This is a genomic window from Bradyrhizobium sp. HKCCYLS3013, from assembly GCF_051167615.1.
Taxonomy (GTDB): Bacteria; Pseudomonadota; Alphaproteobacteria; order Rhizobiales; family Xanthobacteraceae; genus Bradyrhizobium.
In genome coordinates, this window is record NZ_JBNPTK010000016.1 from 61,331 (window position 1) to 75,160 (window position 13,830).

Annotated in this window: 10 protein-coding genes; 9 read left to right on the plus strand and 1 reads right to left on the minus strand. The window is 63.6% G+C overall.

Features of this window, described 5'->3' with window-relative positions; genetic code table 11:
* Positions 1-2 precede the first annotated feature (2 nt).
* From ACQR1F_RS25210 to ACQR1F_RS25250, 9 genes are all read left to right on the plus strand, one after another.
* The gene (locus ACQR1F_RS25210; RefSeq protein WP_434914055.1) at positions 3-2,498 is read left to right on the plus strand and encodes a hypothetical protein; all 2,496 of its coding nucleotides are present in this window, start codon (positions 3-5) and stop codon (positions 2,496-2,498) included.
* 93 nt (positions 2,499-2,591) lie between these two features.
* Positions 2,592-3,416 (plus strand): DsbA family protein, encoded by an 825-nt coding sequence (locus tag ACQR1F_RS25215; protein WP_315802378.1) that lies wholly within the window; start codon positions 2,592-2,594, stop codon positions 3,414-3,416.
* Positions 3,417-3,638: 222 nt separating this feature from the next.
* Positions 3,639-6,479: an AMP-binding protein gene (locus ACQR1F_RS25220; RefSeq protein WP_434914056.1), complete on the plus strand. Its 2,841-nt coding sequence runs from the start codon at positions 3,639-3,641 to the stop codon at positions 6,477-6,479.
* 11 nt (positions 6,480-6,490) lie between these two features.
* Entirely contained in the window at positions 6,491-6,937 is a 447-nt protein-coding gene (locus ACQR1F_RS25225; RefSeq protein WP_434839789.1) for a YbhB/YbcL family Raf kinase inhibitor-like protein, read from the plus strand.
* A gap of 408 nt (positions 6,938-7,345) precedes the next feature.
* Positions 7,346-9,157, plus strand: coding sequence for an acetate--CoA ligase (gene acsA, locus ACQR1F_RS25230; RefSeq protein WP_315802375.1), 1,812 nt, complete (start codon positions 7,346-7,348; stop codon positions 9,155-9,157).
* Positions 9,154-10,158, plus strand: coding sequence for a pyruvate dehydrogenase (acetyl-transferring) E1 component subunit alpha (gene pdhA / locus ACQR1F_RS25235; RefSeq protein WP_315802374.1), 1,005 nt, complete (start codon positions 9,154-9,156; stop codon positions 10,156-10,158). The genes acsA and pdhA overlap by 4 nt, the downstream gene beginning before the upstream one ends.
* Before the next feature lie 6 nt (positions 10,159-10,164).
* Positions 10,165-11,172, plus strand: coding sequence for an alpha-ketoacid dehydrogenase subunit beta (locus ACQR1F_RS25240; protein ID WP_315802373.1), 1,008 nt, complete (start codon positions 10,165-10,167; stop codon positions 11,170-11,172).
* An 8-nt stretch (positions 11,173-11,180) separates the two neighbouring features.
* A complete protein-coding gene (locus tag ACQR1F_RS25245) occupies positions 11,181-12,392 on the plus strand; it encodes a dihydrolipoamide acetyltransferase family protein (protein ID WP_434914057.1) in 1,212 nt (403 codons plus the stop codon).
* Complete coding sequence (locus ACQR1F_RS25250; protein ID WP_315802371.1) at positions 12,389-12,670, plus strand: acyl carrier protein; 282 nt, start codon at positions 12,389-12,391, stop codon at positions 12,668-12,670. The genes ACQR1F_RS25245 and ACQR1F_RS25250 overlap by 4 nt, the downstream gene beginning before the upstream one ends.
* 151 nt (positions 12,671-12,821) lie before the next feature.
* Here ACQR1F_RS25250 and ACQR1F_RS25255 read toward each other — a convergent pair whose 3' ends face one another.
* Positions 12,822-13,793 (minus strand): bifunctional enoyl-CoA hydratase/phosphate acetyltransferase, encoded by a 972-nt coding sequence (locus ACQR1F_RS25255; protein WP_315802370.1) that lies wholly within the window; start codon positions 13,791-13,793, stop codon positions 12,822-12,824.
* Positions 13,794-13,830 lie beyond the last annotated feature (37 nt).

The following is a 13,830-nucleotide window of genomic DNA, read 5'->3' on the forward strand; positions in this document are numbered from 1 at the left end:
CGTTGGCTATCGCCGCCCGTGCGATGCGGCGCATCGTCATCGTGTCGAGCTTGGCACTCGCGCTCGTCAGCACGGCATCGGCTCAGGCCCCCCGGAGCATCTACGCGCCGGGCCAGGCGGTCGTCACCGGTTTCTCCGGCGGTCTGCGTCCGTTCGAGATCGAGCCCGGCCAGGACCCCGATCTGAACTCCTTCATTAATCCAGACGGACCGTCGCTGCGCGTCGTTGATCTCAGCCGCATGGGCGGGCCGCCGGAAGCACAGGTGGTCGGCGCTCCGAAACCGTTCACGGTGAGCGCGAAGTGGATCGGACAGGTGTTCGGTGTTGCGCTGGACGACCAGTCGCCCCCCAACATCTATGTCGCGGCGACATCGGCCTATGGGCTGCCCATCGTCGCACCCGGATCGGATGGCAAGCCGCAGCACATCAGATCCGGGAGGACCGGTGCAGTCTTCATGCCGGCACAATGGGGCCCCGGAGGAGGCCCTGGGTCGATCTGGAAGATCAACGGCCTTACCGGCGAGGTGAAGCTATTTGCGAACGTCCTCACTGAGGGAAAGGCGAACTCGGGCGCAGCGCTCGGCGCGCTCGCGTATGATTCTGCCACGAAGTCGCTGTTCGTCGCCGACCGCGAGACCGGCCTGATCCATCGCCTCGACCCGAACGGCGCGGATCTCGGCGTCTACGATCACGGCACCGCCGGCACGGCCGCCGTCGGGCTTGCGCCGATGCCCGCTGCTGGCGGGGCCGGCATTAATCTCGCGAGCCCACAGTTTGATAGCGCCCGCCCCGAGACCTGGGGCTATGCCGCGACGGCACGGCGCGTGTTCGGTCTCGCGATACGCGATCGTCGTCTCTATTACGCTGTCGCCGACGGACTGCGCATCTGGTCGGTCGGCCTCAAGCCGGATGGTTCGTTCGGCTCGGACATCAGGATCGAGGTCGCAGTGCCACCCGCGGCCGGCCCGACCGAAATCTCGCGCATCACCTTCGATGATGCAGGGCGGATGTATCTTGCCGAGCGGCCGGCGCCGACTGGCGCGCAGGATTTCGAGGCGCTGTCGGCGCCATCGATCGGTCGCGCGCTGCGCTATACCATGATCGGCGTCACCGAGGCCCAACAGCCGATCTGGCAGGCCGTGCCGGACGAATATGCGGTGGGCTTCCCCGAGACCTTCCGCAACGACAATGGCGGCGTCGCCATCGGCTACAGCCACGATGAGCGCGGCAACATCAATCCCCGCTCCTGCGGCGGCTTCGTCTGGATCACCGGAGAACAGTTGCGCTACACGACCGACCCCAAGCTCTCCGCAGAGCTTGGTCATACAGACATGCTCGCAATCGACGGCCTGCAGGGAAATCCAGCTTGGCGCATCCGTCGTGGCGATGCGCCGCCGCGGATGAGCTATTTCATCGATTATGCCGATGCGCCGCCCGATCTGTCGGCCCGGGGGCATCTGGGAGACATTGCTATCCTGCGGATCTGCGCGGAGCAGCCGGCGGAGCTGCTCCCGGGCCCGCTCCCGGCCGGCGTGCCGCTGCCACCGCCGAGTTTCCGCGCCTGTCAGACGCATGTGTGCGGTCCCCCGGGTTTCCCGGTCTGTCCGATCAATCAGGTGTGGAGCAAGGGCGCTTGCGCGTCGAACTGCGCGCCGCCTGAAATCCTCCTGGGCGGCAGGTGCTGTTCACCTGCCGACCTCGGACCCGGCGGTGCCTGTTCGAGCGGCTCGATTCCATCGACTGACATTGCCAAACCGATGTGCGGGGTCACCCAGACGGCGATCGGCCCCAAGCAGGAGTGCTGCAACAACGATCACATCTATTCCGGTCCGGGTGGCGTTCAGGCTTGCTGCCTGAGCGCTCTCGTGAATGGCGTTTGCGAGCCCTCCATTCCGAAAATCCCAAACGGAAAGTGCCCGGATTGCTGTTCGCCCGGCTATGTGAAGATCGCGGGCAAATGCTGCCTGAAAAGCCAGGCGACTTCGAAAGGGGTTTGCTGTCCGATCGGACAGACGCCGAGCGCCGACGGGACACAGTGCCAGCCAACGTTCAAGATTCCCAAGATCTCGCTTTGCTGTGCCGCAGGCTACGTCCCGACCGCGGCGGGCAAGTGCTGCGCGACCGCAAACCTGACGACGAGCGGCGAGTGCTGTCCGGCCGCCGTCAATCCGAAGGATCGCTCGCGATGTGTTGCGCCAGCCCAGAAGAAGTCCGTTCCGCAAGAGCCCTGCGCCGCGGGCAAAGTTCGCGACGACGAGGGCGTTTGCGTGGCGCGAAAACCCTCGCCTGTGCCTGTCGTGCCCGGGCCGTCACCGCGACGTCCCTCGATACCCAAGGTTCCAGACAAGCGCGGGCCGTCTAACACAGGCCCGATCACCTGCCCGCCCGGCATGGTTCCCGGGCCACTCGGCAAGCGCTGCTGGCCGGCCGCACGTGGTCGCATTGCGCCGCTTGCGCCTCGCTGGACTGCACCACCGCCGCTCGAGAGAGGTCGCTAGGAGCTTTGTGTGGTGCCGATGATGATGCAGTGCTCGCTTGTCGTGGTGAAGAACACGAGTGGAAGGAACTGAGGGATGATTGGAGTAACTGACATGCCGAAGCTCTCGCGCATTCGTATTCGTGCCATCACAGCAGTCACGCTCGTTGCCGCGGCGATCGCCGTACCCAGGACAGCCCAGGCTGAGTGGCAGCGCGCGGACATCGACCAGGCGATCCAGCAATATCTCGCCGCGCACCCGGAAGCCCTGGGGCCGGCAATCGAGAAATACCTGGCTGATCACCCGGAGGCGGTGCGCACTGCCCTGATGGCGCTGATTGCCAAGCGCAACGCTGTCGCCCAGACCGCGCCCGCGGCTGCGGCGGCCAGCGTCAAGCAGGCGATCAGTGACAACGCCAAGGCGCTGTACAACGCGCCGTTGCAGACGACACTCGGCGCCGCTGACGGCACCAGGACGGTGGTCGAATTCTACGACTTCAACTGCGGCTATTGCCGCAAGGCGCTCGGCGACACCCTTGCGCTGATCGCCGACGAACCGAACGTGCGCATCGTGCTCAAAGAGCTTCCGATTCTCGGGCCGGACTCCGTCGAAGCCGCGAAGGTCGCGATCGCGCTGCAGATGCATCATCCCAGTGCCGGGGAATCCCTGGAGTTTCATCGCCGCCTGCTGGCGAAGAAGGGAAGGGTCGATCGTGCCGCGGCGCTTGAGGTGGCCGCAGATCTCGGCTTCAACGCAGGCGAGATCGAGAAGGATGCGGCGAGCGTCGAGGTGAACGAGGCCCTGCAGCAGAACACGCGCCTTGCCTCGGCGCTCGGCATCAATGGCACGCCGGGTTATGTCGTCGGCGACAGCATAGTCCCCGGGGCGGTCGGGGCCGCAGGGCTGAAGGCACACCTCTCGGCTGTGAAGGAACCATAGCGCGCGAGCGGCCGAGGCTTGGCACCAGCTCCGCCAAGTGCGTTCCGGTGACGTCCCCGCACAGAAACAGACGCACCTGACGCAATGCGTCGGTCATGGTGGCGACGCTGGTTGCGACATGGATGCGGCGGGCAACTGCTGGCGGTTGCCAGTGCCGCATCTGCGCATGGCCGAATTGACATTGCTCAATAGTCGCGTGAGCTATTCGAGCTACCTGATGTCATGGATGATTTTGCGCCAGGCACTCTCGAGCGTCGTCGCGCCTTGATCGCGCTCGTGAAGGATCTCGTCCACGAGCTTCATCCTCAGCGCGGCCGGTTCATGGAGGTCGAGCCTTCGAGTCGCATCGAGCGAGACCTCGGGATCGACAGCCTCGCGCGCACTGAATTGATCCTGCGCATCGAGCGGGCTTTCCACGTTCGCCTTCCGGCGCAGGCGGTCGGCGAGGCAGAAACCGTCGAGGATCTGGTCCGCGCGCTCGAACGGGCCGGCCCGACGCTGGACCGCCCGGTCTCAGTCGGGCGCCCGGTTTCGGCGCTTCCGGCCGTACCGGCCGCAAGCGAGGCGCGCACCTTGATCGAGGTGCTGGACTGGCACGCCACGCGACACGCCGACCGGCTGCATTTGACAGTATTGCAGGAAGAGGCGACGACGCTCGGGACGCTCACCTATGGAGAACTTGCGGCGAAAGCCCGGCAGGTGGCCCGCGGTCTGATCGCGCGAGACATCACGGCAGGAGACCGGATTGGATTGATGCTCCCAACCAGCATCGATTTTTTCGTCGCCTTCTTCGGCATTCTCTACGCCGGCGCGATACCGGTCCCGATCTACCCGCCGATGCGCCTGTCGCAGCTTGAGGACCATCTACGGCGCCAGACCATGATTTTGCGCAATGCCGGCACCCGGATGCTGATCACCATGCCGGAAGGACGGCGATTAGCCGGCCTGCTTCGCAGTCTGGTGCAAAGCCTGGTCAGCGTCGCCAGTGTCGCCGACATCGAAGCCTCCGCGGCGCCGGCGCCGCTCCCCCATTTGAAGGATGCGAGTGCAACGGCCCTGATCCAGTATACGTCAGGCAGCACCGGTGACCCGAAAGGCGTGGTGCTCAGCCATGCGAAGCTGCTCGCCAACATCAGAGCGATGGGCACGGTGATGGAAGCCGGTTCCGCCGACGTCTTCGTCAGCTGGCTGCCGCTGTATCACGACATGGGGCTGATCGGCGCGTGGCTCGGCTGCATGCATTATGCAGCACCGCTCTACGTGATGTCGCCGTTGAGTTTTCTGATCCGACCGCAGAGCTGGCTGTGGGCGATGCATCGGTATCACGCAACGTTTTCAGCATCGCCCAATTTCGGTTTCGAGCTATGCCTTGCCAAGATCAGCGATGATGATCTCGAGGGACTCGATCTGGGCTCGCTGCGCATGGTCGCCAACGGCGCCGAACCGGTCAGCGTCCAGACTCTGCGCCAGTTTGCCGAGCGGTTCGGCCGTCACGGCTTTCCCGCAAAGGCGATGGCGCCGGTCTATGGCCTGGCCGAAAACTCCGTCGGCCTGGCTTTTCCGCCGCTCGGCCGCGGGCCGGTCATCGATCGCATCAATCGCGACGAACTGAGTATTCACGGCATCGCGAAGCCGGCACCGCCTGGCGATACAGCGGTCCTGGAGATTCCGGCGTGCGGCCAGCCGCTTCCCGGCCATGAAATCCGCGTGGTTGACGCGACCGGCCGCGAGCTTGGCGAACGGCGGGAAGGACGGATCGAGTTTCGCGGCCCATCAGCGACAAGCGGCTATTTCCGCAACGAGACGAAGACGCGCGAACTGTTCCATGGAGATTGGCTCGACACCGGCGACCGAGGCTACATGGTTGGGGGCGACATCTTCGTGACGGGACGCGTCAAGGACATCATCATACGAGCCGGCAGGCATCTCTATCCCCAAGAGATCGAGCAAGCAGTTGCCAATATCCCGGGCGTGCACAAAGGCGGCGTCGCGGTGTTCGGCGTACCCGATCGCGTCTCGGGGACGGAGCGCGTCGTCGTGCTGGTCGAAACCCGTGAGTCCGACCAACCTCGCCGCCTCGAGTTGCAGGCGCGCGCCCAGGAGGTTGTGACGGACGTCGCAGGCACGCCACCCGACGAGATCGTGTTGGCGCCGCCCCGCACAGTGCCGAAGACATCGAGCGGAAAGATTCGCCGCAGTGCGGCCCGGGAGCTATACCAAAGAGGCGATATCGATACGCACCAGGGCACACTTGGTTTGCAGTTGTTGCGTCTTGCCCTTGCCAGCGCGGCGACTCAGGCCAGTCGGCTTGGCCGACTGCTCTACGAGGACATCTATGCAGCATGGTGGTGGATCATGCTCGGCGGCGCCTTCGCTGCGGGATATCTTGCCGTGCTCATCCTTCCGACGCCGAGATCGCGCTGGTCGGCGCTCAGGCAGATCGGTCGCATTGCGCTCGCAGGGATGGGCGTTCCGCTTGCGATCAAGGGCCTGGAGAAAATCCCTGCGCAAGGGGCGGTACTCGTATTCAACCATTCCAGCTATATGGACGCCTTTGCTCTGGCTGCGACACTCCCCGGGGAGCCAGCGATCGTCGCAAAGCGTGAATTGGCCGAGCAGCTTGTCGCAGGACCAATCCTGCGCCGGCTCGATATTCCCTTCGTCGAACGTTACGACGTCTCGGGCAGCCTGACGGATGCCGCGCGACTGGGTGCGCTAGCCCGCGACCGGCGGCTTCTCGTCTTCTTTCCAGAAGGAACGTTCACCCGCAGGGCCGGGTTGTCCGGCTTCTATCTCGGCGCCTTCAAGACCGCGGCAGAAGCCGATCTTCCCGTTCTGCCGGGCATCATCGCCGGCACACGGACAATGTTGCGCAGCGATCAGTGGTTCCCGCGCTACAGCGCAGTCAGCATCGAGATCGGCGATCCGATCCAGCCCGGCGGCATCGATTTTCAATCCATCATTCGGCTGCGCGACCAAGTGCGACAATGGATGCTCGCTCGTTGCGGCGAGCCGGATCTGGAAGAACTCGTCAAGCCCGAGCCGATGTCCCCCGCAGCCTGAAGGAGAGAGCCATGAAGCTCGTTTCCAGCGCCTTTGCCGACGGAGCGGTCATTCCGCGGCACTTTACCTGTGACGGAGACAACGTTTCGCCTCCTCTACAGTGGTTCGGTGCGCCAGCGGGAACGCGGAGCTTCGTGCTGCTCTGCGACGATCCCGACGCGCCCGCCGGCACTTGGCATCACTGGGCGGCCTACGACATTCCGCTCACGAAGACGGAGCTTGCCGAGAATGCCACGAATGTGATCATCAAGGAAGCGGTGAACGACTTCCACAAGACCGGCTATGGCGGGCCCTGCCCTCCACATGACCACGGGCCGCATCGTTATCATTTTCGGCTGCTCGCGCTTTCGACCGACCATGTCAGGGCCAAGGCAAACGCGTCCTGCCGGGATATCGAGCGCGAGGCACGCAAATTTGCGCTCGCGGAAGCGGTTCTTGTCGGCCGCTATGAGAGATAGCGGTGCCAACCTGAGCGCACAGAAACATGACCCATTGTCAATCAGCGGTAAAGCGCGCGTGTCGGGCATCGGCAAGAAGCTCGCGAAACGCGCCCCCATTGATATGACTAGGGTGGCGTGATCGCGGCCCTCGAACTGGATCTCCGGCTCGCTCGCCTGGTGTCATCGACAATGACCGTCAGCTCATATGCGCCTCCAAACGCGGGCGCCGCACCTGCGTCGTCAGTGCAAACCCAACAGGACTCCAATTACGGCTGGATGAAACTTCGGGGACAGGTCACATGGTGCCAAACCGGCAGACCGCGGGGCTCACTGTTGACGCAGATCAACGAGCGTCCGCGCGCTCGGACCAAATTTTAGCTGGTACAGCGACGCGTCGGGCGCGTTCGCAATGAACCGGAGCCAATCATGACCACCACGGACGCGGCGAACTCCCGCGGCGGGAGTGAAGCTCAGACCGAGCAGCAATGGGAACGAATCCGCAAGCGCCCGCAAGACTACGTCGGCGCAAACCTGATCGATTATGATCAGGCCAGGCGGACCTTCTCATGGGCCGATGCGCGAGCCTTGCTCGACGGGCTTCCCGGCGGCGGTCTCAACATCGCCCATGAGGCCATCGACCGCCATATGAAGGCCGGTCGCGGCGACAAGCTTGCGCTGCGCTGGATCGGCCGCGACGACAGCACTCGCGATTTCACCTATGCCGCGCTCGGCGCCCAGGTGAACCGCTTCGCCAACACCCTGGCCCGGCACGAGATAAGGAAGGGCGACCGGGTCTTCTCGCTGCTCGGGCGGGTGCCGGAACTCTACATCGCAGCCCTCGGCACGCTGAAGAATGGCGGCGTGTTTTCACCCTTGTTCTCGGCGTTCGGACCCGAGCCCATCAAGGCGCGCATGACGATCGGCGGAGCCAAGGCGCTCATCACCACCGAAGCCTTCTATCGCCGCAAGATCGAGCCCTGGCGCAGGGAGCTCGCCAGCCTGGAAAGAGTGTTCCTGACTGAATGCTCGGCCACTTTGCCGCCCGATACGATCGACCTTGCTGCGGCGCTTGCGGAGGCCTCTGAAGTCTTCGAGACGGTGCGGACCCTCCCTGAGGATATGGCGCTGCTCCATTTCACCAGCGGCACGACCGGCACGCCCAAGGGAGCGGTGCATGTGCACGAGGCGGTCATCGCCCACAATGTGACCGGCAAGCTCGTGCTCGACTTTCATCCCGACGATATTTTCTGGTGCACCGCAGACCCGGGATGGGTCACCGGGACTTCTTACGGAATCATTTCGCCACTGACCAATGGCGTGACCATGGTCATCGACCAGGCCGAGTTCGACACCGAGCGCTGGTACCGCATTCTGCAGGATCAGAAAATCACGGTCTGGTACACCGCGCCGACCGCAATCCGCATGTTGATGAAGGCCGGCGCCGAATTTGCCAAGAAGTTCGACCTGTCGACGCTGCGCCTGCTCGCCAGCGTCGGCGAGCCGCTCAATCCGGAAGCCGTGATGTGGGGCATGGAGGCTTTCGGCAAGCCGTTCCACGACAATTGGTGGCAGACCGAGACCGGCGGCATCATGATCACGAATTTTCTGTCGATGGACGTGAAGCCGGGGTCGATGGGCCGACCACTACCCGGCATCGAGGCCGGCATCGTCGAACGATTGGAAGGCGGCGGGCTGCGCGAGATTGCCAAGCCGATGGCCATGGGCGAATTGGCCTTGCATCCGGGCTGGCCGTCGATGATGCGGGGCTACCTGAACGAGGAGGCGCGCTACAAGAAGTGCTTTGCAGGCGGCTGGTATCTCACCGGTGACCTCGCGATGCGCGACAGCGATGGCTATTACTGGTTCGTCGGCCGCGCCGACGACGTCATCAAGAGCTCCGGCCATCTGATCGGACCTTTCGAGGTGGAGAGCACCCTGATGGAGCACAAGGCCGTTGCGGAAGCCGGCGTGATTGGCATCCCGGAGCCCACTGCCGGCGAGGTGGTCAAGGCCTACGTGGCGCTCAACCCGGGCTTTGCGCCGAGCGACGCGCTGCGAAAGGAGCTCCTCGGCCACGCGCGGCAGCGGCTCGGACCGGCGGTCGCGCCAAAGGACATCGCGTTCCGCCAGAACCTGCCGAAGACTCGCAGCGGCAAGATCATGCGGCGCCTCCTCAAGGCCCGCGAACTCGGTCTGCCCGAAGGCGACCTCTCCACTCTCGAAAGCGAGGAACGATGACGGTTGCAGCCACAAAGCCGCATTTGTCGCGCGAGCACATGCTGGGTCTGCTCAAGCACATGATCCGCATCCGCCGCTTCGAGGAGAAATGTGCCGAATTGTACACTCAGGAGAAGATCCGCGGCTTCATGCATCTCTACGACGGCGAGGAAGCGGTCGCTGTCGGAGTGATAACCGCGCTGGAAAAACGCGATCGGATCGTGGCGACATATCGCGAGCACGGGCAGGCCCTGGTGCGCGGCGTGCCGATGACAACCGTGATGGCCGAGATGTACGGCAAGCAGGAAGGCTGCAGCCGCGGACGTGGCGGCTCGATGCACTTGTTCAACGCCGCGACCAATTTCTATGGCGGCAATGCCATTGTCGGTGGCGGCCTACCGTTGGCGATCGGCCTTGCGCTCGCCTCCCATATGCAGGGCGATGATCTCGTCACGGCATGCTTCTTCGGAGACGGCGCGGTGGCCGAAGGCGAATTCCACGAAAGCCTGAATCTGGCGGAGCTTTGGCAGTTGCCGGTGTTGTTCGTGTGCGAAAACAATCTCTACGCCATGGGAACCGCGCTCGCCCTTTCGGAATCCGAAACTGACATCCAGCGCAAGGCGGCATGCTACCGCATCACTTCGGAAGCCGTCGATGGCATGGATGTGGTGGCGGTCGAGGCGGCGGCCCGCCGCGCGGTCCAGGCGGTGCGCAAAACGCGCATGCCCTATTTTCTTGAATGCCGCACCTATCGGCTGCGCGCGCATTCAATGTTCGATCCCCAGCTCTACCGCGACAAGGCCGAGGTCGAGTCGTGGCGTCCACGGGAGCCGATTGTGCGTTTCCAGGGATGGCTCGAGGCCAATCACATGGTCCATCCGGACGAGGTGTCCCGCATGACGGCCGAGATCGATGCCGAAATCGCTGAAGCAGTCGTTTTTGCTGAGGCCGGGACATGGGAGCCGACCGAGCAACTGAGCCGCTTTGTTTATGCAGACAGAGCGGTCCCCACCGGGATGTGAGGTTTCATGCAGCAGGTGGCACCCAGGACCAATGCAATCGAGATGACCTATCGCGAGGCGGTGCGTGCAGCGCTTCGGGACGCGCTCAGCCGCGACAACCGCGTCTTTCTGATGGGTGAGGACGTCGGTCGCTATGGCGGCTGCTACGCGGTGAGTCACGGACTGCTCGCCGAATTCGGGCCGCAGCGGATTCGCGATACGCCGCTCTCGGAGTCAGGCTTTACCGGCGCCGGCATTGGCGCAGCAATGGCTGGCATGCGGCCGATCGTCGAGCTGATGACGGTCAATTTCAGCCTGCTCGCGCTCGATCAGATCCTCAACAATGCAGCGACGGTGCGCCACATGTCGGGCAATCAGTTCGGCGTGCCGCTTGTGATCCGCATGGCCACCGGTGCCGGCCGCCAGCTGGCAGCCCAACATTCCCACAGCCTTGAAGGCTGGTACGCACATATTCCCGGCATCAAGGTGCTCGCGCCGGCAACCTTGGAAGATGCCCGCGGCATGCTGTGGACCGCCCTACAGGAACCCGACCCGGTGCTGATCTTCGAGAACGTCATGCTCTACAACATGTCGGGCAAGCTCGCGTCCGGTGCCGGAGCCGTCAATATCGACAAGGCTGCCGTGCGCCGCCAGGGCCGCGATATTTCTCTCATCACCTATGGCGGGTCGCTCTGGAAGACGCTCGAGGCTGCGACCGCGCTCGCAACCGATGGCATCGATGCCGAGGTGATCGATCTGCGCAGTCTGCGGCCGCTCGACGACGCCACGATCATGACTTCGGTGGCCAAGACCCGGCGTGCCGTCATCGTCGACGAAGGCTGGCGTTCCGGGAGCCTGGCGGCAGAGATCGGCATGCGCATCGTCGAACAAGCCTTCTGGTCGCTCGACGCGCCGATCGGGCGGGTTTGCAGCGAGGAGGTGCCGATCCCCTACCCTCACCACCTCGAAAACGCGGCACTGCCACAGACAGCGAAGATCGTGACCGCTGCGAAAACGGCGCTCGGCCGGACGTGAGGCGGGCCGTGGCCGAATTCCTCATGCCCTCTCTCGGCGCCGATATGGAAGCCGGCACGCTGGTGGAATGGCTGGTGAAGCCGGGAGACCGGGTCAAACGCGGCGATATTGTTGCGGTGGTCGAGACACAGAAGGGCGCGATCGAGATCGAAACCTTCCTGGCCGGCGAAATCGAAAAATTCCTCGTCAATCTTCACAGCAAGGTGCCAGTCGGAACGCCGCTAGCACTGATCCGTACCGACGGTGAAGAAGGAGCCGCCGTCACAGCGCCGGTGCCACCGCCGTTACCTCTGCCAACCGCGTATCCCCCGATTGCGGTGCCCTCCCAACCACCGCCCACGCCGATCGGCGCGCCAATGCCGCCACCGCTTGCGGCTGCTGTCGTGGGACGGCTTCCCGCTTCGCCTGCCGCACGACGGCTCGCCGCAGAACGCGGCGTCGATCTCTCCACCATCACCGGCAGCGGACCGGGCGGAGCAATCGTCTACGTCGACGTGGAGCGCCAGTCCGGCGCAACCCCGCCACCAACCGAAAAGAGGCGCGCGGGCTGGCTTGATCTCGCGGCGATGCGGACAGCCATCGCGGCCGCAATGGCCCGGTCGAAGCGGGAGATCCCACACTACTATCTTGAACATCAGATCGACGTCACGCCATGCGAACACTGGCTGGCCGAACAAAACGCGGCGCTTCCGCCCGACAGCCGCCTTTTGATCGGCGCGCTTGCGCTGAAGGCGGTCGCGCTGGCGATTCGTCGCTTTCCAGCCTTCAACGGCTTCTACCGCGACAACAAATTCGAGCTGTCAAAGGCGGTGCATGTCGGGGTTGCCATTGCGATCCGCGGCGGCGGCTTGGCGGCGCCGGCTCTGCATGACGCGGACCGACTGCCGCTCCACGACTTGATGAGCAGCTTACGCGACCTGGTGCAACGAACGCGCTCGGGGCGGATTCGCAGTTCGGAACTGTCAGATCCGACGATCACAGTATCCAGCCTAGGCGAGCGCGGAGTCGAAGCTCTCTATGCCATCATCTATCCACCCCAGGTCGCGATCGTTGGCTTTGGTAAGGTCGTTACGCGTCCCTGGATCATCGATGGCGTGATCGGCCCCCGTTCCGTGGTGACCATGACGCTGGCAGGTGATCATCGCGTGACCGATGGACACGCCGGCGCCTTGTTTCTGGCCGAGATCGGCGGACTTTTGCAGGAGCCTGAAAAGCTATGACCGAGATCGAGATTCGCAAAATCACGCAGGGTGAGCTCAGCGAAATCGTCAAACAGGAGCTTAACAACATCGCGCCAGAAGTCGATCTGGCAAACATTGATCCAGCAGCTGATTTGCGCGAGACCGTCGATATTGACTCGATAGACTTCCTGAACCTCGTGACCGCCCTGCATCACCGGACGGGCATCGATATTCCGGAGATCGACTATCCCAAACTCGTTACTCTCTCCGGAATGATCGCCTATCTCAGAGCCAAACTGGAATCGGCCAAGGAGTAAGTTGGTTGCGCCCGCGGGAATTGCGAGTTCTGAGCCTTGCCCGGCAACTTCAATCGCCGGCCGCTTGAATCAGGATGCAACGGGCGGCGGCGCGCGCCCCCCGGTCGGAGCGATGCTGGGCTCTGTCTAAGGACGAGAAGTCCTGTTTCTGCTAGGCAGTCGGCACGCGATAGCGTGCCCACAGCAACGCGATTGCACAAGATCCGAGTCTCGCCAGTGATTTGTCGGCCCGGCTCGTCAGAATGATGGGAACGCGAGCACCGATCACAACGCCCGCAACGTCCGCGCCGGCGAGATATTCGAGTTGCTTTGCCAGCATGTTACCCGCCTCGATGTCGGGCACAACAAAGATATCGGCCCGTCCGGCAACCGGAGAGACGATGCCTTTGCTCGTCGCCGCCTCCCTGGAAACGGCATTATCGAAGGCGAGTGGCCCGTCGATGACGGCTCCAGTGATCTGACCGCGATCCGCCATCTTGCAGAGTGCCGCCGCATCGATCGTGGAGCGAATCTTCTCGGTAACAGTTTCGATTGCCGAGAGAATTGCGACGTGAGGCGACGGATTGCCAAGCGCATGCGCAAGGTCAACTGCATTTTGCACAATATCCCTTTTGTCGGAGAGATTTGGATAGATGTTGATGGCTGCGTCGGTCACGAAAAGCGGCCGCGGATAGAGCGGGGTGTCGATGACAAATATGTGGCTCATCCTGCGCTCGGTCCGCAGCTTCTCCTCAGCCAGGATCGGCATCATGAATTCATCTGTATGCAGGCTGCCCTTCATCAGCGCTTCCACCCTGCGGTCGCGGGCGAGGGCGGCCGCCTGAACAGCGGCCGCATGGCTGTGCTCAGCCGGAACGAGTTCGTAAGGGGTCAAATCGAGCTTGGCCTGCTCGGCCGCCGCCCGTATCTTCGCCTCGGGCCCGACCATCACGGGCAGAATCAAGCCCGCTCGCGCTGCTTCGATGGCACCGCTGAGAGACAGGGCATCAACTGGATGGACGACGGCTGTGCGGAGGGGCTGCAGGCCTTCCGCTTGCTCAATGATCCTCTGATAGTGACGGCCCTTCGCTTCGGGGCGGACAGACGCGCCTCCTTGCTGGACTGTGATGGTTCCGCTGTCCATAGGATTCATCCGACATGACTCCGCTCGGAGATGCTTG